The following is a 23,584-nucleotide window of genomic DNA, read 5'->3' as shown; positions in this document are numbered from 1 at the left end:
TTATTCATGTAATAACTAGAAAATAACAAACTCCAACTAAGGGGTTTGTTATTTTTTAGAGACTAGCTATATTTTTTACATATTTCTTGGTATATATCTTAGGGAGGAGGTGTGGAAGATGGTCAATAATCGATGGCTGGCATTAACAATAATTGGAATATCGGTAATTTTTTGCTTAAGTCTGTGGTTTAGTGCATCCGTTATTGCCCCTGAATTAAAACAAAGCTGGAGTCTATCTCCGTTAGAGGAGGCTTTTCTGGCCGCGTCCATTCCGTCAGGATTTGTCATAGGTGCTTTTTTTAGTTCTTATTTTGGGTTAACTGATCGATATAGTGTTAGAAAATTATTTGCTATCTCAGCCCTGTTAGGAGCACTACTTAATGGATTCTTGATTACGGCAGACCAGGCAGCATTCGGTATTGTATTGCGAATATTGACTGGAGTTACGTTAGCAGGTGTTTATCCAACATCGGTTAAAATAATTGCACATTGGTTTCCAAAACAACGCGGCTTGGCAACCGGCATTTTGATTGCTGCTTTAACTTTGGGTTCCTCTATGCCGCATTTTATATCGATCTTTACCATAAATATGGATAGCAGCTGGGTACTGATGACTACTTCGATCCTTGCCTTGATGGCAGCAATCCTAATTTTGGTCCTCTTACCTGATAATCAAATGGCACCTAATAAAAGTTCTTGGTCTTTTTCTATTTTTGAAAAGATTCTTAAAAATAAACCGATCATGCTGGCGAATTATGGTTACTTTGGCCATATGTGGGAGTTGTACGCGATGTGGACCTGGCTCCCCGCATTTTTAACTGCAAGTTTTTTACGCTCTTCACCCAATTCAGATCCAATGCTTAGTATGTTTACGACATTTACCTCAATTGGGGTAGCAGGGGGGATAGGTTGTATAGCAGGCGGTATATTGGCAGATAAGATCGGAAGGGCCAATTTGACGATTATCTGTATGTCGATTAGTGGATTGTGTGCAATCTTAATTGGTTTTACTTTTGGGGGTGTCATCTGGTTAACAGTATTGGTATCAATCATCTGGGGAGCCTCAGTCATCGCTGACTCTGCACAATTTTCCGTCGGAATTACAGAATTTGCCGAATCAGAATATATCGGAACAGCACTTACTTTGCAGATGTGTATTGGTTTTCTAATCACAATCCTATCAATAAACTTAATTCCAATCATTCAAACTTTTATTGGTTGGAGGTTTGTGTTTATTCTTTTGAGCATTGGTCCTATTCTAGGAATCATATCAATGGTTAAGTTTAAGTACTATGAATCTAGTGCATACGATTCCTAGTATTTAATTGGAAAAATTGAACTATTCTATGTAAAAAGCTCCAAGCTCTTTAAAAGAGTTTGGAGCTTTTTGGATGATTACGAGAAAACTATAATACATTAAATAATATAATTGCCACCAGAGGCACTATGAAAATGATATAACCGATGGGGTTGCCAAAGTTGATGGTCATACCTACGCCAAATCGTTTTTCCACAAAGATGGAGGGATCATTTTTGTTGAAATAAAAGAGGCCGCCTACCCAGTGGGAATCCTCATCGTAATCTGTTATTTTTTCTTCTGTCACATCGATAGAGACTTTATCAGAACGCCCAACTTTTATCGCAAACGCAATGGTACCTGCTAATACAACGGCAAGGAAAATGACAGGTGTTGCTGCCATAATAGTTCCATCTAATAAATCAGGATAAATCATTCTTAACTGAAAGAAACTGAACATTACGGTAAGCAGCAAACTAACAAGAAACATAAACCAGCTTGTATATTTTCGTAAGGTTAGCTGACGTAACCGGGAAGCATTTGTACTGGTTGCACTTAATTTAATGCCAGATTTTTTCGTACCAACTTGAATCCCTAAATACATGAGCTGCATAAGTAAAAGTGTGAGTGGCAGCAGGATGGCTGACATGGGAGTTTTCTCTGTAAAGGCATCCGCTTCACCATTGATTCCCCAATGAGTTGGAATCTGCTCGGGAAGAAGGTCATATTGGAAAACTGTAAAGCTGATAACTCCTATTGTAATGATGATGGGAAGTAAATATACTTGCCAAGGAAGCATTTCATCCTGAGCCCGAACGGATAAATCTGTGAATTTTACTTGTTTTAAGTTCTCCATCCAATTACTTTCTCTTTTTATTTGTTGCGTTTTTCCATGAAAGAAAAAATATAGCGAAAGGCTAAACAAAATAATCCCAAATTGAATAAGCGTCCCGATAAACACGGTTTGTTCTTCGGCGGGGTGAGTTAATATTGCCCAAAGAAGAAAGACAGCCAAAGCTAAAAATGAGAGAATGCCTACGGTGTATGCATACCACTTTTTATAAGCTTTCAGCTTTTCATTATTTAGGTGTTTTTCTGGTACTGTGACACCGAAAATAACCGTTCGTTTGACTAAAAAAGGAACGGCGGTTTGGATCCCAGCCAATATAATTGAAATTATAAGAAATATTGCAAGAGTCATAGTTATTCCTCCTTAATATCTTTTATTAATGCTGTAACGAGCTCTTGGATTTGTTTTTTTGACAATCCTAACACAAGAGATTCTGCAATGAGGGGTTTATAATCATCTTTTAATCTATTGTAAGAGACTTCCGTGAAATCGTGTGGTGAAGAGATAATAGCGCCTGATTTTGGAACAATTCGTATAATTCCCTTTTGCTCTAATTGGTGGTAGCTTTTATTGACCGTATGCATGTTAACGCCAAGATCTGCCGCAAAAGCTCGCACAGAAGGAAGCGATTCCCCTGGCTGAATGAATCCTCGTGCAATTCCTTCTATAATTTGATTTGATATTTGTGCGTAAATCGGAGTATCAGATTCGGGTTCAATTCGAATAAGCACCTGTTTTCCCTCCAATCTGTTATATATTTAGTATAACACGGTTGTTCTATTTCATCTATAACAAAAAGGTAAGTTTGGAAATGCCATAATTGGAATTTAGGTCATTTTTATGAGATAGGATTGGGGCTATGAAGATATCAAACCGGAAATCTGTTGAGGCAATAATGGTTACAGTCTTTACTAGGGGAGAGATTGCTGTGAAAGAGGGGAAATGGGACTCAATGAATTATTCATGAGTCCCGTAATGATTCATGATCTATTTTTCGGGCTTCATGAGTCGTTCATGAGGCCCGTATTGTTAACGGATCACCAATTGGGTCTTCATGAAGCACTTTTCCATTAATCTATCTCCTATCTGGGCTTTATAAAAACAGAGCCTTGTCGCCATACTAACCATCTATTTCTGTTTTCACATCGATCAAGGTTACCTCGTTTGTCTGATTTAAAGCAGTCTTTAATACTTGCTCAAACTCATTTAAATCATTGGAGCGTACCCCCTTAATTCCAAAGCTTTCGGCAAGCTGCACAAAGTCGGGGTTACCAAAGTTTGTTCCAAAAGTATTAGCGAATTTTTGCTGCATCATTTGTTTTTCTAATTTTAATGTTGAATCATTTAACACAATAATAATAAAAGATAGGCCTAATCGTTTTGCAGTCTCGATTTCGGAAATATTCATTAATGCCCCACCATCCCCAGTAATACAAATAACCGTGGCTTCAGGACAAGCCAATTTAGCACCGATGGAGCCAGGTACGGCAATTCCCATGGAGGCTAATCCGTTTGAAATGATGAGCCTCCCGGCTTGTTTTGGTTGATAGGTACGGGCAATAGAGACCTTGTGGGAGCCGACATCAGATATTACAATCGTCTGTTCCATAGATTGTTTTTCAATTACTTTTAAGACATTCTCTATCTTGAGGGATAGATTTTCATTCTGTTCGCTATCAATATGATAAGCTGTCCGAATCTTTTCCTGTAGATTTCCACTAGGAACCCATTGTTTCGACGGAATAGACTGTTTGTTAAGCATGCTTAAAGTTTCGATCAAATGCCCAACCAATTCGCTCTTCACAGAGTAATGCTGATCCATTTCGGCAGGAAGTGGATGGATATGTAAAATAGGACGCTTCTTTTTATTCCAATCTTTAGGAAGCTTTTCAACAAAGTCAAATCCAACAACGATAACTAAATCGGACTCCTCAATTATTGGTAATGCTTCATCTTGCATATTAAAACCAAATGTAAAATAATTTTGTTGGTGATCTTTCGGTAAAACTCCTTTTGCCATAAAACTATGGATAACAGGGGATTGCAACTTTTCGATAAATGTAAGTAGTTCAAAAACTGCTTCTTGCCTGATTACCCCGTTTCCAACCAAGACAAGTGGTCTTTGACTCTGACCAATTAACTTACGAGCGTCATCAATCGCTTGTGAAGTAGGGATGCTTTTTGGAATAGGTTTAACAGGCAATGGGTTACCGGGAATCATTTGTGGTGCTAAGTTCTCAGGCAATTCAATTAATACAGCACCAGGATTTTCCATTTGTGCTACTCGGAAAGCTTTTCGTATAATAGTAGGAATCGTTTGTGAATCTTTTATTTGCACACTCCACTTTGTAGCCGGTTCAAAAAGTTTAACGATATCAATATATTGATGCGATTCAAGATGCTGCCTTTCAAAACCAGCTTGTCCTGTAATCGCCACAACCGGTGAATGATCAAGATTTGCGCTTGCTATGCCAGTCAATAGGTTTGTAGCTCCTGGTCCTAATGTCGCTAAACAGACGCCAGGTTTTTTTGATAATCTGCCGTAAACATCAGCCATAAAAGCTGCACCTTGCTCATGACGAACATTGATAAACTGAATTTGTTTCGATTTGGACAAGGAATCCATCAGATCAAGGGTTTCTGATCCCATAATCCCAAAAATATACTCAACTCCCTCATTCTCTAAGCATTGAACGAGTAAATCTGTCGCTTTCATAGAAGAGTCTCCTTTCAAAATACACTTTTCCTATTTTCCCCATTAAATGGAATGGTAATCCAGTGCTGTAGAAAAAGGTCCTTATGAAAGAAGTCAAAAAAAATACGGGAACGAATGAACCATGCCCGGTTTATACACTATGATGCGGAAGAAAGCAGGTGTAAATCTATTTGTTTTTTTCCATTCTTCACTAAAATGATATCGGTATGAACATAATTTGACTCAAAAAGTTTTTGTAAATCTGTAAGAGTCAGTAGATTTCCATTTACAAGTTTATCTTTTTTATAGATGTATACTGAAAAATGTTGTTGTAAAAACTGCAAGAAATTATTTACATTTACCCCGGTTTTTTCTATATATTCACTATTAAACTCAATGAAACCTAGAGCAGAAGCACTTTTCTGAATGAGTTCTGTCATTCCTCTTAGAACAAATGCTTCATATCCCTCAACATCTACTTTAAATAAAATATTTTTGTTTGTAACATCCTCTTCAATGATCGAATCAATACTGACAGAGCTAACAGTAGTTTGTTCAACCATATCGTGTGTAGGACGATAGGCTGCAGAAGAGGTACCAGACCAATGTTTATCTACATAGAACGTTTTTTCTTCTTCTTTATCTGCCGCAAACACATTAAGATCTTCATTTGGTCTTTATTGGGATGAACCTCTTTTGATTGATGGATAAACTTTAACAAATCTGAATTCGCTTCAACTCCATAAATTTGTGTGTGTGGAGGATAATTGGTTGAGAAAATACATTCTCCATAGTTTACACCTACATCGATAGCCACATCGGGTGAATATTCTTTCACGGCTAAACTCCAAAAATTTGTCAGGCGCTTCTGCGTCATTCCATTGCTGATCAACAATGCCCTGCCACGATTTTCTTCTGAATTGACAAAAATCGAATTAGAGGAAAGCAGCACAATTTCGTTTGGAATTTTACTTGTATTCAAGGTTTTGTATTTTAGAAAGATCCCTACATCAATTAAAAACTTCCACGTCCTTGGATAATTTTCCCACATTTTTAATAAGAAAGTCTTTCCTGCAGAAGCTAGCGTGTTCATTTTCCCCCTCCTATAAATTACATCACTATATTCATAGAATTTTCTATTACATATGAAAACTCCTTTAGAATGCAGAAAGATTAACAATAAATTTACAATGATAATGCTGGGGCTTGAAAATACCTTGAGGAAGACATTATTACCTCTGAGAGAATTTTAAAATTGGTGAAGCCAAGCTAATTTTGGCGTGCTACCTCGTGGGGGCAAATTTTTATCAAATAAGATGATTAAAAGATCTGTATTGACATTTCAGAATCAAAATTAAAAATATTCTGTAAATAAGTGCAAGAAAAGCAAAAATAAATGCTGGATGGATTATAATTAGATGTACATATTGTAGTGGAGGAGTTTTTATTGATGGAAGATTATCCAACCCTGACGAAAGTTTCAGAAGGAATTTATCAGCTTGTCGTTCGATATCCGTTTGGAATGTATGAAATGAACAGCTTTTTATTTCAGGGAGAAAATGGTTTTATAATTGTTGACACAGGCAGTGAAGCAAAGGAATCAATCGATATTTGGGAAAAAACGTTAGCTTCGGGAATTACAGTCGATAAATTAGTACTTACACATGCTCATCCTGACCATATTGGTCTTGCTAGATGGTTTCAGGAACATCATCATGTTCCTGTCTATATTTCAAGTTTGGGTTATAAAGAACTACTAAGAAAACGAAAAAATGTAGATACAAATTGGATGCGTGAATTCTTAAAAACACATGGTGGTCCTGAAATACCTAAAAATATGGAGAATCCAGAGGCGGCCGCCTATGAATTTGAACCTGATGGTCTATTTGAAAAAGAGCAATCAATTATGCTAGGGGACGAAACGTATAAATCAATTTGGACTCCAGGGCATTCTTCAGATCATTTCTGTTTTTATAATAAGAATCAGCAGGTAATGATTACAGGCGATCATGTTCTCGCTGGGCTTTCTCCAATCATAGCAATTTGGTCAGAAAACGACGAGAATCCAATAAAGGATAATTTTGACTCATTGGAAAGATTAAAAGCATTTTCTACCAAGATAGCACTCCCTGGTCATGGTAAGCTAATTTTTAATCTAAACGATCGGATAGACGAAATGATATCAGGACACAAACATCGCTTACAACAAATCTTAATTTCTATAGAAAATGATGAAAAAACATCATGGCAGATATGTCAAGAACTATATAGAAGCTTAAGTCCGACAAAATTTTTTGCTCCATTTTTGGCCACTATTACACGACTTATATATCTTGAAAAGAGTGGTGAAGTATATAGTGAGCGGAAGGACGATAAATTGTATTATCGTGCAATGATCAAATAACCCTTTTTTGATTTAAAGTTAATCAAGATTAGCAGGGAGAGGGGAAATATGGGGATATTAAACGGTTTAAAGATTTTGGATTTTACTACACTCCTGCCAGGTCCATTTGCCACGATGATGCTTGCAGATATGGGAGCAGATGTGATTAAAGTGGAATCTCCTGATCGTGTGGATTTAGTGAAGCTTCTTGAGCCGATGGATGGGGAAGTTTCAGCGGTATTTGGACAATTGCAACGCTCTAAGCGGTCATTAGCATTAGATTTAAAACTGGTTGAAGCAAGAGAAGTAGTTTACCAGTTGGTCCAGGAATATGACATTGTCGTTGAACAGTTCCGGCCAGGGGTTATGGAGAGATTGGGCATAGGCTATGAAAAACTCAAAGAAATCAAGCCTGATATTATTTATTGCTCAATTACTGGGTATGGGCAAACGGGTCCACTTCGGAACCGTGCTGGACATGATATTAACTATTTAGCAATTGCGGGAGCTGCCAGCTATTCTTCTAGAAAGGAACAAGCACCTGTTCCAGCAGGGATTCAAGTTGCAGATCTTGCAGGAGGTTCAATGCCGGCGGTCATAGGTATTCTAGCTGCTGTTTACCATCGTAAAAATACTGGCGAAGGTCAGTATATCGATTTAAGCATAACCGATGCGGTCTTTTCCTTAAATACGATGTTTGGCTCAAGATATTTAGTTGGAGGGAGAGAACCGGAAGCTGAATCACTCCTGTTAAACGGCGGGTCTTATTACGACTATTATGAGACGCTTGACCACCGTTATTTTTCGGTCGGCAGTTTAGAACCACAATTCCAAGCGAAACTTTGTCAATTAATAGGGGATCGTGAGCTTGTAAAACTTAGCAGCAGTCCACATGTAGCGGATCAACAGGCTTTTAAGATGAAGCTAACAGAGGCCTTTAAACAAAAATCGTTTGATGAATGGCTAACTATCCTTGGTGATGACTTTGATGGCTGTGTCGAGCCGGTGCTGAAATTTTCAGAATCGGTTAATCACCCTCAAATAAAGGCAAGGGACTTAGTGGTTTCTGTACGGAAATCACAAGGCGGTACTCAAAAGCAAATCGGCTTTCCGATAAAGTTTTCTTCACAACCTGCAGAATATCATTTTACAGGTGTACCGACTGGAACCCATTCGGAGGAAATTTTAAAAGAGGCGGGCTTTGATTCACAAGCAATTGAAGCATTCGCGGATAAAGGAATTTTAGGGAGACAATTTAAAAATAGGGGAGATGCAACGAATAGATGAAGTTATATAATCATATTATGTTAACTTAAAAAAAGAGTACTTTTGAAATATTGGTTGCTTTAAGAACTGTCTCTGACATACAGTTCATCCTTTCCGATATTGATAACCTTAGAATTAGCGGCAGTTATAAATAATTAGACTATAAAAGTGTAAAGAAAGTATAAAGTTTCTACATAAAACGGTGCAGTTTGACTGAAAAAGCGTACAGTCTGGATGAAAAGCGTAAAGTTTTTACAAAAACCATACAGTTTATTCAATAAAGCGTACAGTTCTTACAAATAAGTGAGAAATACAATTGAATGTGTTAGGAATATTCTGATAATAAAAAGTATATATTTATAGTGGAAGTAACAAACCTCATGAAAGGATGATGCATGAATGGATTGGCTATGGCTGGTGGGTCGTGCAGTTTTTGGTCTTTATTTTGTTTATTCTGGTCTTAATCATTTCATCCAATTTCAAGGTTTAAAGCAGTATGCCTCTTATAAGGGGGTCCCAGCACCTGGTCTATCGGTAGTCATAACAGGATTAGTACTCCTTGCGGGAGGATTAAGTATCCTTACGGCATATTGGGTCGAATGGGGTCTCTATTTATTAGTACTATTCTTAGTGGTTTCAGCCTTCGTAATGCATAATTACTGGAAGATTGAGGATCAGACAGCAAGGGCAGGGGAACAAAGTCAATTCCTTAAGAATTTGGCATTAGCAGCTGCAGCATTAATGTTACTTTCCATCACAAACTGGACTTGGTAAATTCAAATAAATAATTAATGACTGGGACTTCTATTTTAGAAGTCCTATTTTTTTAGGGATGTTTTATTACATAATTATATTATGTTAACAAGTTTCGACACATTTAAAAGGCGTTATCTAAATTTTTATATTATAGTATAATGCTGGCATTTGAAAGCCTTTTCATAAAGTGGATCAATTAGTATAATAGAAACTATTAAACCTCTTAAAATGCATAAGTCACTATTTATTCTTTCATTCATTTGTACATTAGATTTACTTTGTTATGAACTAAATATGAAGTAAGGGAGCAATGGAATGAAAACCCTAAAACTAAATGACTTATTACATATTCGCCAGAAGAATGAATTATGGTTTGCAAACAATGAAAGATCTGTTTTTGTTTCGACCAGGGCTTTCGGGGCAATGCAGCGTGATTTAATCGAGAATATCGGGATTAATCGGCTGAAAACATTCTTTTTTAAGTATGGCTATCAATTAGGAGTTGAAGATGCAGAAGAGGTAGCTAAAAAAGATTCTTTGAGTTTACTTGAAAAGATAGAATATGGTCCGATTATTCATGCCTTAAAAGGGCATGCGAATTCCCGTATCACCGAAAAAGACTTTGAAGTAGAAGGAAATGAAATTAAATCGTTTCGCTTTAAAGGCGTTTGGGAAAATTCTTATGAAGCGGAACAACATCTTCGAAACTTTGGGATTAGCCAAGGGCCTGTTTGTTATACGTTGACTGGTTATGCCACGGGATATGTTACTGGTGTGATTGGAGTGGACGTCTTTTTCAAAGAATTGCAATGTCAGGGACAAGGTGCACCATGTTGTATTTGGGAAGGGCGTCTAGTTTCGGAATGGAAGGAGGAGGCGGAGGAATTCTTTTCTTATAGTAAAGAACTGCCGATTTTGAAGGAACTGGAGCAAACAAATGAAAAGCTCATGCTGGAAAGAAATAATCTCGCATTTGTGTCAAAAACTTATAATGAGATGACAAACGAGCTGATAAAAGGCAATAACATCAATTCAATTCTCGACATTTTACATAAACAAAATCACCTGCCGATTGTCGTGGAAGATAGTCGTCAACATATCATAGCCTGTAAAGGCATCACCATAGAAGACTTTGAGTCAAGTAGAGAAAAATTTCTTGAGATTTCGGATAAAAAGCAATGCCATACCAAAGTGAGTATTTTTTCATTTGAAAATGGGACTTGTCTGATGTCTCCCATCTTTCTATTAGGCCAGGTAGTAGGGTATTGTTCTTTTCTATATAAGCGAGAAAGAACCCCTAATTATGAGATTGACTCGATGATTCTTGATCGCTTAGCATCAATCTGCTCGCTGCTGTTTTTAAAGGAAAAAACAGAAATAGAATCGATGGAACAAGTGAAAGGTCATTTTCTTGAAGAAATGATTAGCGGGAAATATACGCAGCAAGAAATTATGAGGAAAGCTGATTTTATTCAATTAGATCTTTCTGGTCACTATCATATTGTGGCATTGTCCTACAGGTTTTTGAATTCATGTGATGAAAAGGAATTTACTCTTCATAAAAAAATATTTGAAATGGTGTCTGCTTACTTTCGAGATGAAGAGAACCTCAATGTGTTAATCGGTCAACGACCTGACAGCTTAATTCTCCTACTTACTGACAAAAAAGGTCGTCAGCAAAACTTGGTGAAAACGATTCTGTCTTTAGTCGCATTTTTAAAAAAGCAAATAAAAAATGCTTTATTCCTAGCAGGAATAAGCTCGCAGTACAGCGACATTCTTGAAGCAGGAGTTGCAATGGAAGAAGCCCGTTCAGCAGTAAGGTTATCTTCTAGGGATGAACCGATCACGCTTTTCAGTGATTTAGGCATGCTGGGAATTTTAATCAATAACCAAAACAAACAAGCCATTAGGAAAATGATCCGAGATCATCTTGGGATTCTCTACGAGAATCTCGATAATAATAAACTAGAGTTGATTGAAACACTCTACCATTTTCTTCTGCAAGGAGGAAACCTGGATCAAACAGCGGAGTCCCTGGCACTCTCTAAAAGCGGACTTCGTTATCGCCTCAACAAAATTACCGACCTTCTTGATTGTGACTTGCGTGATCCTCAAAGACAATTTCAGTTGATGATGGCGTTAAAGGCATTGAAAATTGTTGAGCATGAAAGAATCAAAAAAATCCAAGCAGAGTAGGTTACATGTTTTATTCTGTATTTAAAAATCTCATAGCCTATTAAACTAAAAAAATGTCAGATTTCCCACAGAAACATCAGGTAGTGGGAGTGTCTGGCATTTTTTTTCAATACTAGCACAAAGTGGCAGTATTTACTGAGTTTTCTGTCATCTCGTGTTATTGTTATGAAAATTCAGATAAATTATGATAAAACTAGTGATTGAGAGATTAATCACATTAAAAAAGTAATAGTCTAAGAATGGAGTTGAAGAAATGTACACAGGTAAAGAATATTTGGAAAGTCTCAATGACGGCAGGGTAGTTTATTTAAACGGAGAAAAAATTAAAGATGTCACATCACATCCAGCTTATCGGAATGCTGCTCGTTCATATGCGAGAATGTACGATGCTCTTCATGATCCGGCTACACGTGATATCCTAACCACAACAACCGAATTTGGCGACAGAACACATAAATTCTTCAAAACTCCTACAAGCTCCCAGGATTTACTAGAGGCAAGAGATGCCATTGCACAGTGGGCAAAGCTAAGCTATGGATTCATGGGACGTACTCCTGATTATAAAGCTTCTTTTACAGGGCACCTAAATGCGTTTGGTCATTTTTATGAAGGCTTTGAAGGCAACGCAAAGGCATGGTACAAAAAAGCAACAAAGGAAGTACCATTCATTAACCATACGATTATTAATCCGCAAGTGGATCGTTCAAAACCTTTGCACGAGAATAAAGATGCATTTGTTCGTGCTGTTGCGGAGCGTGATGACGGAATAATTGTAAGCGGTGCCAAAATGGTAGGAACAGCTTCAGCGTTAACTCATTATAACTTTGTTGCGAACTATGGACCGAAAGATTTAGGCGGCGGCGATGATAGTCATGCACTAATCTTCTTCGTGCCAATGAATGCGGAAGGGGTTAGCATGATCAGCCGCCAATCCTATGAGTTAAATGCATATAAAACCGGAACACCATTTGATTATCCATTATCCAGCCGCTTTGATGAAAATGATGCGGTGATTGTGCTCGATAATGTGTTCATCCCTTGGGAAGATGTATTGGCTTATCGAAATATTGAAGTATCAAATAATTTCGCGAAAGTGAGCGGTTTCATCCCGCGTTTTACCTTCCATGGCTGTACACGTCTTGCCGTAAAATTGGATTTTATGACAGGTTTGTTATTAAAAGCAACAGAAGGAGCCGGAACGAAGGATTTCCGTGGAGTTCAGGCAAAGATTGGCGAAGTCGTCGCTTTACGAAATATGTTTTGGGGTCTTTCTACCGCAATGGCAACAGATCCTGAAAAAGGGCCAAACGGCTTAGTGATTCCAAACTCATACTCGAGTGCAGCATATCGCGCGTTAGCACCATTGGCTTGGGTTAAGGTGAAGAATATCTTTGAGCAAGTTGTGGCTGGCGGGTTAATTCAATTGCCTTCAAGTTCAAAAGATTTCCTCAATGAAGATTTAAAACCTTACTTAGACACCTATTATCGCGGAACGGGAATTGGTGCAGAAGAACGTGTGAAATTATTGAAAATGGTTTGGGATACAATCGGCACAGAGTTTGGCGGCCGTCATGAATTATATGAAGTCAACTATGCTGGAAACCACGAAAACATCAACATGGAAGCTTTATTCCACTTTGAGGCTACAGGTGCAGCTAATCAGCAAAAATCGTTCGTCGATTCTGCCTTAAGCGATTATGACCTTAATGGCTGGACAAACAAAACATGGGCAGACACTGCGGAAAAAGAAGCGGTCATCAAATCATAAGGCAGTTGGAGAGTTACTCATCTTCTTTAATGACCATCATCGCCTGAAGTGAGTCTAACAATTAAGTAGTCTATTTCAATCAATATAAATAATAGGGGGATTACCATGACTTCATACCAGGAACCAATATTTGATGTAGCACAGCTTGCTCACATAGAGATACTTTCTCCGAAGCTAGAACAATCTGTGGAATTTTTTACAAGATTTCTAGGAATGGAGGTTACGGCTCGTACTGAAAAATCCGTTTACCTTCGTGCTTACGAGGATTTCTATCACAATACGTTAATCATTACAGAATCCGAACAAGCGGGAGTCGGCCATGTAGCTTGGCGTGCCACTTCTCCGCAAGCACTAGAGCGTCGTGTGCAGGAAATTGAAAAAACGGGGTTAGGAAAAGGCTGGATTGATGGTGATATCGGACATGGAAAGGCATATCAATTCACAAATCCTGATGGTCATTTAATGGAAATTCTTTGGGATGTTGAGTATTACCATGTGGAAGAGGGACAAAGATCTAAACTATTAAATCGACCATCTAAACGCCCAGATCGTGGCGTACCGGTTCGCCGCTTAGATCATATCAATCTCATGACCTCGAATCCAGCTGCCGATACGGATTTTATGCTCGACACGCTTGGTTTTCGATTAAGAGAGCAAATCCAAGATAATGGTCATGTGCTGGGCAGCTGGATTAGTGTTTCCAATCTCGTTCATGAAATTGCCTATATGCAAGAGCCCAACGGAGTTAAAGGGAAGCTGCATCATCTTTGCTACTGGTATGGAATTCCTCAAAATCTTTATGATGTGGCAGATTTGCTTAAAGACCATGGTATTAGTATTGAAGTTCCACCGAATAAGCACGGAGTCAGCCAGGCGTTCTGCATGTATGTGATTGAACCCGGTGGAAACCGCATTGAATTATTCGGAGATGCAGGTTATATCATAACGGACCCAGCATGGAAGCCGGTGGTTTGGGAGATGAAGGACGTTCCTGGCAATGGCGACACATGGATTGGAACTGAATTCCCACAATCATGGTGGACGCAGGGAACACCACTCACACCTGTGAAATCAGAGGAAGTCGTGAAATCATAATAGATTAATATGGGGCTTTTGAATAGGGAAGAAATGCTTATAGAGATAAGTATATTGTAAACAATGGAGGGAGCTATCTTGGAATTCATTCATGTGACAAGCAACAACCGTGAACAAACTCTTTTACGAACAAAACCTTGTGTGATAGCTCTAGGATTTTTTGATGGAGTTCATTTAGGTCATCAGCAGGTGATAAAAGAGGCGAAAAGGGTTGCGGTAGAACAAGAACTCCCTTTTGTGATTATGAGTTTCTTCCCCCACCCGAAAGAGGTCCTTTCAAATGGGAAAAAAATCATCCCTTATCTTATGCCACTCACTGATAAACGAAGAATCTTTGAAGAGCTAGGGGCAGATTCTTTTTATTTGATTCAGTTTACTAAGGCATTTGCGGGGTTATCTCCAAGGGAATTTGTTCAAACCTATCTTCTGGGCTTTGGAGCAAAACAGGTGGTAGCAGGTTTTGACTTTACATATGGACACCGGGGAGAAGGCAATATGGATACCATTAATAGGGACTCAGATGGAAAAATTGAGGGAATCAAGGTTAATAAAATAGAGTGGGAAGGGGAAAAAATTAGTAGCTCGCTCATTCGTAATCTAGTTTTGACTGGCGAAATGGAAAGGATAGCTTCTTACTTAGGGAATGATTATCAATGTGATGGCAGGATTAATTTCCGTAAAAAACATGTGGAGGCAGTGCTTCATCCGGATTATTTAATGCCTGCTTCAGGCTGGTATGAAGTCACTGTAAGCCTTCACCAGGAGACGACTACGCAGATCGCGGTCGTTCGTGAGGGAAGGCTTACTTTACTTTCACCACAAGGACAAGTATTTCCTTTTTACGCAGGGGAAACCGTTCGACTTTCTTGGAAGAAAGCTTTGCCTAAAGGGTTTGTTCACGAAGAAATTTCAAGACAAGTCTCTTTAAGCTCCTCTCTAGTGAATCTCTAAGGAAACCTTATCTTTTCCAGTATCCAAGTCTTTCGGAAATTAATTCTCCGGCACGGAGTAATTCACTCGCAAAATACTGAATCCGTTGTTTGGAGAATCGTGAACTAGGTCCTACTAGGTTAATAGCTGCAATAACTTTTCCTGTATGGTCTCTGACAGGTGCTGACACAGATGTCCGTCCAATCGTATATTCATCGACACTAACGGAATAGCCGCGTTTTAAGATTGTATTCAACTCATCACGGAACCTATCTGGGTCTGTAAACGATTTTGGTGTAATTGCTTTGAGCCCATTTTGAATCACTAGATCGACCAAGTAGTTTCCACTATGTGCAAGTAGAAGTTTTCCTGAACTCGTACAGTGAGCATAGTTATGAAATCCTAAGTGAGATGGTACTCTATTGGAGGTTTTACTTTCGACTTTATCTAAATAGACCACATGATTCCCATCCAAAATGGCCAGGTGGGCGGTTTCCCCGCACTTATTGGCAAGGTCAGTTAGGATTGGGCGTGATTCTGTATGTAGATCGATATTACCTAGAACAATGGAACTCAATTCAACAACAGAGAGACCCAATTCATATTTATTAGTCTCTTTATCTTTTTGTACTAAACCCTCGGAAGCCAGTGTGGCAAGAATTCTTTGGACACTGCTTTTTCCTAAACCAAGCTCATTTGCTAACTCACGTACTCCTTTTTGTGGTTGATCCATTTTAAAAGCACGCAGGATTCTAATCGCACTTTTTACTGAAGAGAGCAGCTTTTCTTGTTCTTGTATCATAATTTCCTCCGAATTAAAAAAAATTTGTAAAAATTCAGAAACTGTCCCGCATAAAGGGACACCCTTGTTGTGAGTTCCTTACAAACTCCTTAAGATAGGGATATACATCAGGTTTAGGAAAATGGCGAGAATTTGATACCGGATATAATGAAAACGGTATCATCACTTGGTATATTTCGTCAATATAGTTGTTCATGATTCACAAAACTTGAAAAATTCAGGGGGAATAGGCATGTCTATTTTTAAAGAACCAATTTTTGATGTAGCACAATTAGCACACGTGGAGATTCTTTCTCCAAAACTTGAACAATCTGTTGAATTTTTTACAAGATTTCTAGGAATGGAAGTAACGGCTCGTTCCGGAGGTTCCGTTTATCTTCGTGCTTATGAGGATTTTTACCATAATACATTGAAAATCACTGAATCAAAAGAAGCAGGGGTTGGTCATGTTGCTTGGCGGGCAACGTCCCCGCAAGCACTTGAGCGCCGCGTAGAAGAAATTGAAAAAACGGGATTAGGTAAAGGCTGGATCAACGGAGATATCGGTCATGGAAAAGCCTATCAATTTACTACTCCTGATGGTCATTTAATGGAAATTCTATGGGACGTGAAATATTACCATGTAAAAGAAGAGCAACGCTCAAAACTATTAAACCGTCCATCCAAACGTCCAGATCGTGGTGTACCGGTTCGTCGCCTGGATCATATCAATCTTATGACTTCTAATCCAGCTGGCGATACGAACTTTTTAATCGACAATCTTGGCTTCCGTTTAAGAGAGCAAATTCAAGATAACGGTCATGTACTTGGAAGCTGGGTGAGCGTTTCCAATCTTGTTCATGAAATTGCTTTAATGCAAGAGCCTAATGGTGTGAAAGGAAAGCTTCATCATCTTTGCTACTGGTACGGCATTCCACAAAACCTTTATGATGTGTCTGATTTACTTAAAGATCATGATTATAAAATTGAAGTTCCACCTAATAAGCATGGAGTTTCCCAAGCGTTCTGTATGTATGTAATTGAACCAGGCGGCAACCGCATCGAATTGTTCGGTGATGCAGGATATATCATTACGGATCCAGCTTGGAAGCCGGTGATTTGGGACATGAAAGACGTGCCTGGCAATGGCGATACTTGGATTGGAACAGAATTCCCTGTATCCTGGTGGACTCAAGGTACTCCACTTACATCAAGTGAGGCTGTTGAAAAAGAAGTTGTAAAACCTTAATTCATTGAATAGTAGAAAAGCGGGGTGGATGGTCTTGACGAAAATAAAAGTGGCAATTTTAGGATCAGGAAATATTGGAACAGACCTGATGTATAAAATTTTAAAAAATGGTGGAAACATGGATTTAGCCTTAGTGGCAGGAATTGACCCAAATTCCGAAGGACTTGCAAGAGCAAAGGAAAAGGGAATTGCAGTTAGCCATCATGGAATCGATGCAATTCTGGAAGATCCAGAGATTAAGATTGTCTTTGATGCAACAAGCGCGAAAGCCCATAAGCTGAATGCTCAAGCATTACGAGAACAAGGAAAATTAGCCGTTGACATGACTCCGGCAGCGATTGGCCCGTTTGTCGTTCCAACCGTTAATTTGCATGATCATCTTGAAGCCATGAATGTCAACTTGATTTCATGTGGCGGCCAGGCGACGACGCCGCTTGTTCACGCCGTCAATCGTGTGGTGCCTGTTCATTATGCAGAGGTCATTGCGACCGCGGCAAGTCTATCAATTGGACCAGGAACAAGACAAAATGTCGATGAGTTTGTCCGCACAACAGCAAATGCGGTTCAGCAAATTGGCGGAGCGAAAACAGCAAGAGCCATTCCTGTTTTCAATCCAGCAGAACCACCTATTAATATGACGAATTCCGTCTATGCGGTGATTAAAGAAGAATTTGATGAAGCAGCGGTTATTGAGTCGGTTCAATCGATTGCGGCTGAGATTTCTAGCTATGTTCCAGGCTATCGTTTAAAGGGTACGCCATTTGTTGACTATCGTGAAACTCCATGGGGCCGCTTGCCTACGGTGGTCATCATGAATGAAGTAGTCGGAGCGGGGGATTTCTTCCCTACCTATGCCGGAAACTTGGATATCATGACTGCCTCCGCCTACCGAGTCGGAGATGTATATGCTGCACATTATCTTGCTGCTAAGGAGGTAACACGATGAAGATACCTAGACTGACAGACACAACTTTAAGAGATGGCGATCATGCCGTTAGCCATAGTTATACGCCTGAACAGGTACGTACAATTGTAAAAGAATTAGATGAAGCAGGTGTACCAGTTATTGAAGTAAGCCATGGTTCTGGATTAAATGGCTCGACCATTCAGCAAGGGTTCTCTATTCATTCTGAATATGACTTGATTAAAGTGGCGATTGAAACCGCGAAACAAGCTAAAATTGCTTCTTTATTCGTACCGGGGATTGGAACGAGCAAAGAGTTAAGAGAAGCAGCCGAATTGGGCATTTCTGTAATCCGAATCGCCGTGCATTGTACAGAAGCAGATGTTACCGAGCAGTACTTCCGCTTAGCCAAAGAATTAGGACTTGAAACGGTTGGTTTCCTTATGATGTCTCATACTCAACCTGCAAGCGTGCTTGCGGAGCAGGCAAAGTTGATGGAATCATATGGTGCCGATTGCGTGTATGTAGTGGATTCTGCAGGAGCTCTTGTTCAAAGTGGTGTTCGCGAAAGAGTGTCCGCTTTAAAAGAAGCGCTATCCATTCAAGTCGGCTTCCATGCTCATAATAATCTTGGCTTGGCCATTGGCAATACAATAACGGCGCTTGAAGCCGGTGCCGATCAAATCGATGGAACGCTACGAGGACTCGGAGCGGGAGCAGGAAATGCGCCAACGGAAGTCCTTGTTGCAGTCCTGAATAAAATGAACGTCGAAACAGGTATCAATTTAGCAATTTTAATGGATGCTGCAGAGGAAAAGATAGCCCCACTCATGCAGTCTCCAATCGTGATTGATCGCGGCAATTTATCAAGTGGCTATGCAGGAGTTTATAACAGCTTTTTATTACATGTGAAACATGCTGCGGAAAAGTTTGGAATCGGAGTATCCGAAATTATGGAAGAGCTCGGTAAAAGGCAAACTGTTGCTGGCCAGGAGGACTGGATATTAGATGTCGCTGTTGAACTAGCGGAGAAAAAAGGGTTAAAAGTATAGTTCCACGAAAGGAGGAGACAGTTGTGACAATCATTCAAGAAGCCGCTACTAATCTTTTAGAAGCAGAGGAAACAAAGCAGGCTATCAAGCCACTAACGGTATCCTATCCTGGGATTACCGTCGATGAAGCATATTATACGCAGTTAGAGATTATCCGTAGAAAAGTTGCCAATGGCGGCATCATCGTTGGAAAAAAAATCGGTGCGACATCGAAAGCGATTCAAAATATGTTTGGCGTCAAGCAGCCTGATTACGGGCATTTATTGGCAGATATGATGGTGGTCGAAGGCGAAGCGATTTCCCTATCACACTATATTCAACCAAAAGTAGAATTTGAGATTGCCTTTATTTTAAAAAGGGATTTAAAAGGTCCGAATGTTTCCATCCTTGACGTCGTTGAAGCTACGGAATATATCGTTCCGGCCATTGAAGTGATTGACAGCCGGATTGAGGATTGGAAGATCAAGTTTGAAGACACCGTCGCAGACAATGGATCTTCTGCTTGTGCAATTATTGGAGGGAAACCAACAAAGCTTGATGGCTTAGATCTCACGCATATCGGTATGGTCGCTTATCGAAATGGAGAAATGATTGATTCAGGAGCAGGGGCAGCCGTCCTTGGAAATCCACTTCGTTCCGTCGCATGGCTGGCAAATTCATTAGGAAAGTACGATGTCTCCCTAAAATCAGGGGAAATCATTCTTTCAGGTGCTTTAACAAGTGCGATTGAAGTGAAGGAAAACGACACTTTTACAGCGGAGTTTGCTCATATTGGTTCAGTCACGGCTTCATTTAAAAAATAAGGCTAGATAAGGGACTTTTGCCTCGACTGACCAGAGGAAATATCAAAAGAGACAGGGTGATACTATGATTAAAACGGATGTAATCGATCAAATTGCTTTTGAACTTTTCGAAGCGGAAAAACAGAAAAAAGCGATAAGTAAGTTTGTTGACGCCTATCCTGAACTTGACGAAGCATTAGCTTATCAAATACAAGAACGCTTAATCGAAATGAAATGCAAAGAAGAAAATACAAAAAGAATAGGCTGGAAACTCGGATTAACGAGCAAAGCGAAACAAGAGATGATAGGGGTTCATGAACCATCTTACGGGGTCTTACTTGAAAGTATGCAGCTGAATGAGGGTGAAAAGATTTCTCTTGCACCATTCATCCATGCAAAGTTGGAACCGGAAATTGCCTTTATTTTTGACAAGGAATTGAAGGGTCCACATGTAACGGTAGCGGATGTACTTAATGCAACAAAATATATTGCACCTGCTGTTGAACTCATTGACAGCCGCTTCCATGGGTTCAGCTTTACCTTGCCAGATGCAGTGGCAGATAATTCATCTTCTTCCCGATTTATTATGGGGGAAAGATTCTATTCACCAAAAGATTTCGATTTGAAATTGATGGGAATGGTGTTTAAACAAAACGGAGAAGTTGTTGCGACAGGTGCAGGGGCAGCGGTGATGGGGCATCCAGCAAGAGCGATTGCTTGGTTAGCGAATCGGTTGTATAAAGTTGGTCAATGTATTCAACCTGGAGAAGTTGTGTTAAGCGGATCCCTATCCGCGGCAATTAAAATTGAAGCGGGCGACCATTTCACGGCCGGTTTTGATGGACTGGGCTCGGTTGAGGCGGTATTCAGGGAATAACTTAATTGCGAAGGGAGAGGTTGATATGCCATTTATACAGGTAAATATTCTTAAAGGAAGATCACCAGAAAAGAAAGAACGATTAATTCGGGAAATGACCGATTTAGTATCAGAGGTGTTAGATGCTCCCGTCCAAAGTGTTCGCGTCATGATAAATGAATTAGAGCCAGAACATTGGGGCATCGCAGGCGAATCAGTTAAAAAGAGAAATGAGGTTTCAAAATGACAAACGTCCAAACCGGAGTCAGAGAAGTTGGTCTTTATATAAACGGGGAATATGTGAATGCAAGTAATGGTGCCACTTTTGAAGTGAAAAATCCGGCAACACAGGAAGTCATTGCGAGAGTCAGTGAAGCCACACAAGAGGATGTGGATCGTGCCTGCCGTATAGCACGGGACGCTTTTGAAAATGGTCCGTGGAGAACAATGACCGTAGCCGAGCGCTGTGCAAAGCTCCGTCGAATGGCTGAAATTATCCTTGAGCGAAAAGAAGAAATTGCTCGCTTAGATGCGACCGATGTAGGAAAACCATTTCACTCTGCAGTACAGCATGAAGTTCCACGTGCTGCTAACAACATCAAATTCTTTGCCGACTTTATGGAAAAACAAGGCGGTGAAGTGTATCCAATGGAGGATGAGTATTTAAACTATACTCGCTACGAACCAGTTGGAGTCGCTGCACTCATTACCCCTTGGAATGTTCCTTTCATGTTGACCACCTGGAAACTGGGACCCTGTCTTGCTGCGGGTAACACAGCTGTTATTAAACCAGCTGAAATGACTCCGCTTTCTGTTTCACTTCTTGGAGAAATTGCGAAGGAAGCAGGAATTCCAGATGGCGTAGTCAATGTGGTTCATGGCCTTGGCGGTGTGGTTGGAACGGCTCTGACCACCCATCCCGAAGTAGATCTTGTTTCCTTTACGGGCTCGACGGCTACCGGAAAGCGAATTATGAAGAACGGCGCTGACACATTAAAAAAGGTCTCTTTTGAATTAGGCGGCAAAGCAGCAAATATCGTGTTTGAAGATGCCAATCTTAATAAAGCCATCCCTGTTTCGATTCATGCGGCATTCATGAATTCTGGGCAAATCTGTCTTGCGGGATCAAGAATCTTGGTGCAACGATCGATTTTAGATGAGTTCCTTGAAAGATTTAAGAAAGCAGCTATGGAACTAAAAGTCGGTGATCCACAAGATGTGGAAACAAAAATGGGTCCGGTTGTAAGTGAAGAGCATTATAAAAAGGTAACCAACTATCTTGAGATTGCCAAAGAAGAAAATGCCACGTTAATTTGTGGTGGAAAACGTCCGGAACTGCCTGAATATCTACAAAATGGTTATTACTTAGAGCCTACAATATATTTAACTGAAGATCCAAAGTTGCGAATTTGCCAAGAAGAAATCTTTGGCCCAATCGTGACAATCATACCTTTCGATACTGAAGAAGAAGCCCTTCGTATTGCCAATGATACAGAATATGGTTTGAACGGTGTCGTTTGGACGGAAAATCTCCAGCGCGCTCACCGGATTTCACATTCAGTTCGTGCCGGTACGATTTGGGTGAACTGCTGGTTTGTTCGTGACCTACGAGCACCTTTTGGCGGGTTTAAGAAAAGCGGAGTGGGGCGTGAAGGCGGTCACCACAGCATGGAGTTCTTTACGGAAGCGAAGAATATTTGTATAGCATTGAAATAATAAATTATAGAATTAATCTCAGAAGGGGGAGTCCCCTTCTTTTTGTTTGCAAAAATATTGCTAGGACAGGATGAAAGGGTAGAGAAGGTCATCTGAGAGGTACTTTTATGATAGAAAATGCAAGAAGGGGATTATTTGGTCAAGTGGAGGGTTCCGAGTGACCGAAAAAGCTAATAGGTTCCAAAGGTAAACGACTATTTTGATTAGGGGCTTTCATTTGAATAGCGACATAGTAAATAGGATTTTTTTATTCCTATTTAATTACTGAAGTCATGTGTTATGTCTATAGGTAATCGCCTAATCCTAGGACAATCACGGTACATAGTATGTGATTGTGGTTAATTTATCTATGATAAATAACCACTTCTTTTACGAATGAAGAGGATGAAAATAAACAACTTGGGTGGGGGAATGGATCAAAATGAATGAAAATACTCAATACCGTCATGATTTGTTGGAACGGTGTCATGAAACAGCTAAAAGTTTATTTGAACAATTGGAACTGCTTTGTAGAGAATCAAATGCATATCAGGAAGAAATTGATGAAGGCACTGTTAATTATAGGGAAATGGACGAACAAATCCTAATCGTGGAACAATATTTGGAAAAAAGTGCTTATCAAGCTGAGATGGTGATTGAAGCTGACCAATTTATTGATATCGAGGAACTAAACAAATACCGAGAGGATTTATTGGAATGGTGTAATATCCTTTATTCAAATTGGGATATAACGAAACCGAGGTTAGTAAACATTGTTGATAACGAAAGCTTAGAGGGATGGGAAGAATTGTGCTCTCGTTTAAAAGAGAAATTACAGGATGATCTGTCGTTAGACTATGAAGACTATGAGACAGCTAATGCCTTGTATGAACAGTGGGAAAATCTTGTTGACGGATTGTATTCTTATCAAGAAAAATGAAATTTGATTTGAAGTAAGGTATCTGATTAAAAAGATTGCTAATAAAAACTGACAGGTATGAATCACTGATCTGCCCCGTAAATGTT

22 protein-coding genes are annotated in these 23,584 nt (G+C 39.5%); 16 read left to right on the top strand and 6 right to left on the bottom strand.

Annotated features, from left to right (window positions below):
* Positions 1-118 precede the first annotated feature (118 nt).
* On the top strand, positions 119-1,318 hold the full coding sequence (locus V7108_RS06380) for an MFS transporter (RefSeq protein WP_335567600.1): 1,200 nt from the start codon (positions 119-121) through the stop codon (positions 1,316-1,318).
* Positions 1,319-1,406: 88 nt separating this feature from the next.
* Here V7108_RS06380 and V7108_RS06375 read toward each other — a convergent pair whose 3' ends face one another.
* The 5 genes from V7108_RS06375 to V7108_RS06355 all read right to left on the bottom strand — a co-directional run bounded on the left by V7108_RS06375 (position 1,407) and on the right by V7108_RS06355 (position 5,935).
* Positions 1,407-2,498, bottom strand: coding sequence for a DUF1648 domain-containing protein (locus V7108_RS06375; protein WP_335567599.1), 1,092 nt, complete (start codon positions 2,496-2,498; stop codon positions 1,407-1,409).
* Positions 2,499-2,500: 2 nt separating this feature from the next.
* Positions 2,501-2,878, bottom strand: coding sequence for a GntR family transcriptional regulator (locus V7108_RS06370; protein WP_335567598.1), 378 nt, complete (start codon positions 2,876-2,878; stop codon positions 2,501-2,503).
* A 389-nt stretch (positions 2,879-3,267) separates the two neighbouring features.
* The gene (locus V7108_RS06365; RefSeq protein ID WP_335567597.1) at positions 3,268-4,863 is read right to left on the bottom strand and encodes an acetolactate synthase large subunit; all 1,596 of its coding nucleotides are present in this window, start codon (positions 4,861-4,863) and stop codon (positions 3,268-3,270) included.
* A 137-nt stretch (positions 4,864-5,000) separates the two neighbouring features.
* Positions 5,001-5,498, bottom strand: coding sequence for an FkbM family methyltransferase (locus V7108_RS06360; RefSeq protein WP_335567596.1), 498 nt, complete (start codon positions 5,496-5,498; stop codon positions 5,001-5,003).
* Positions 5,456-5,935: a hypothetical protein gene (locus V7108_RS06355; RefSeq protein ID WP_335567595.1), complete on the bottom strand. Its 480-nt coding sequence runs from the start codon at positions 5,933-5,935 to the stop codon at positions 5,456-5,458. The genes V7108_RS06360 and V7108_RS06355 overlap by 43 nt, the downstream gene beginning before the upstream one ends.
* Positions 5,936-6,292: 357 nt before the next feature.
* Between V7108_RS06355 and V7108_RS06350 the strand changes: the two genes are divergently transcribed.
* The 7 genes from V7108_RS06350 (at position 6,293) to V7108_RS06320 (ending at position 15,260) form a co-directional block, all read left to right on the top strand.
* Positions 6,293-7,246, top strand: coding sequence for an MBL fold metallo-hydrolase (locus tag V7108_RS06350; protein ID WP_335567759.1), 954 nt, complete (start codon positions 6,293-6,295; stop codon positions 7,244-7,246).
* A gap of 48 nt (positions 7,247-7,294) precedes the next feature.
* Positions 7,295-8,512 carry a CaiB/BaiF CoA transferase family protein gene (locus V7108_RS06345; protein WP_335567594.1) on the top strand — a complete coding sequence of 406 codons (1,218 nt, stop codon included), beginning with the start codon at positions 7,295-7,297 and terminating at the stop codon, positions 8,510-8,512.
* Positions 8,513-8,890: 378 nt separating this feature from the next.
* Positions 8,891-9,265, top strand: a complete 375-nt coding sequence (locus V7108_RS06340) for a DoxX family protein (RefSeq protein ID WP_335567593.1) — start codon at positions 8,891-8,893, stop codon at positions 9,263-9,265.
* Between the two features lie 297 nt (positions 9,266-9,562).
* Complete coding sequence (locus V7108_RS06335; RefSeq protein ID WP_335567592.1) at positions 9,563-11,446, top strand: helix-turn-helix domain-containing protein; 1,884 nt, start codon at positions 9,563-9,565, stop codon at positions 11,444-11,446.
* Positions 11,447-11,699: 253 nt separating this feature from the next.
* Positions 11,700-13,214: a 4-hydroxyphenylacetate 3-hydroxylase family protein gene (locus tag V7108_RS06330; protein WP_335567591.1), complete on the top strand. Its 1,515-nt coding sequence runs from the start codon at positions 11,700-11,702 to the stop codon at positions 13,212-13,214.
* A 105-nt stretch (positions 13,215-13,319) separates the two neighbouring features.
* A complete protein-coding gene (locus V7108_RS06325) occupies positions 13,320-14,309 on the top strand; it encodes a catechol 2,3-dioxygenase (RefSeq protein WP_335567590.1) in 990 nt (329 codons plus the stop codon).
* A gap of 78 nt (positions 14,310-14,387) precedes the next feature.
* Positions 14,388-15,260 carry an FAD synthetase family protein gene (locus tag V7108_RS06320; protein ID WP_335567589.1) on the top strand — a complete coding sequence of 291 codons (873 nt, stop codon included), beginning with the start codon at positions 14,388-14,390 and terminating at the stop codon, positions 15,258-15,260.
* A 7-nt stretch (positions 15,261-15,267) separates the two neighbouring features.
* Here V7108_RS06320 and V7108_RS06315 read toward each other — a convergent pair whose 3' ends face one another.
* Positions 15,268-16,041 (bottom strand): IclR family transcriptional regulator, encoded by a 774-nt coding sequence (locus V7108_RS06315; protein ID WP_335567588.1) that lies wholly within the window; start codon positions 16,039-16,041, stop codon positions 15,268-15,270.
* A 232-nt stretch (positions 16,042-16,273) separates the two neighbouring features.
* Between V7108_RS06315 and V7108_RS06310 the strand changes: the two genes are divergently transcribed.
* The 8 genes from V7108_RS06310 to V7108_RS06275 all read left to right on the top strand — a co-directional run bounded on the left by V7108_RS06310 (position 16,274) and on the right by V7108_RS06275 (position 23,498).
* Positions 16,274-17,269, top strand: coding sequence for a catechol 2,3-dioxygenase (locus tag V7108_RS06310; protein WP_335567587.1), 996 nt, complete (start codon positions 16,274-16,276; stop codon positions 17,267-17,269).
* Between the two features lie 34 nt (positions 17,270-17,303).
* A complete protein-coding gene (locus V7108_RS06305) occupies positions 17,304-18,215 on the top strand; it encodes an acetaldehyde dehydrogenase (acetylating) (RefSeq protein ID WP_420489161.1) in 912 nt (303 codons plus the stop codon).
* Positions 18,212-19,225 carry a 4-hydroxy-2-oxovalerate aldolase gene (gene dmpG / locus V7108_RS06300; RefSeq protein ID WP_335567585.1) on the top strand — a complete coding sequence of 338 codons (1,014 nt, stop codon included), beginning with the start codon at positions 18,212-18,214 and terminating at the stop codon, positions 19,223-19,225. Before V7108_RS06305 ends, dmpG begins: the two co-directional genes overlap by 4 nt.
* A 23-nt stretch (positions 19,226-19,248) precedes the next feature.
* Positions 19,249-20,028 carry a 2-keto-4-pentenoate hydratase gene (locus V7108_RS06295; RefSeq protein WP_335567584.1) on the top strand — a complete coding sequence of 260 codons (780 nt, stop codon included), beginning with the start codon at positions 19,249-19,251 and terminating at the stop codon, positions 20,026-20,028.
* A 64-nt stretch (positions 20,029-20,092) separates the two neighbouring features.
* A complete protein-coding gene (locus tag V7108_RS06290; protein ID WP_335567583.1) occupies positions 20,093-20,884 on the top strand; it encodes a 2-keto-4-pentenoate hydratase in 792 nt (263 codons plus the stop codon).
* Entirely contained in the window at positions 20,847-21,110 is a 264-nt protein-coding gene (locus tag V7108_RS06285; RefSeq protein ID WP_420489160.1) for a 2-hydroxymuconate tautomerase, read from the top strand. The genes V7108_RS06290 and V7108_RS06285 overlap by 38 nt, the downstream gene beginning before the upstream one ends.
* Positions 21,107-22,579: an aldehyde dehydrogenase gene (locus V7108_RS06280; RefSeq protein ID WP_335567581.1), complete on the top strand. Its 1,473-nt coding sequence runs from the start codon at positions 21,107-21,109 to the stop codon at positions 22,577-22,579. The genes V7108_RS06285 and V7108_RS06280 overlap by 4 nt, the downstream gene beginning before the upstream one ends.
* A 421-nt stretch (positions 22,580-23,000) precedes the next feature.
* Positions 23,001-23,498 carry a hypothetical protein gene (locus V7108_RS06275; protein ID WP_335567580.1) on the top strand — a complete coding sequence of 166 codons (498 nt, stop codon included), beginning with the start codon at positions 23,001-23,003 and terminating at the stop codon, positions 23,496-23,498.
* The last annotated feature ends 86 nt before the right edge of the window (positions 23,499-23,584 follow it).

Source organism: Neobacillus vireti (assembly GCF_036962345.1).
GTDB classification, from domain to species: Bacteria; Bacillota; Bacilli; order Bacillales; family Cytobacillaceae; genus Neobacillus; species Neobacillus vireti_A.
This window is presented reverse-complemented; position numbering and strand designations above follow the sequence as displayed.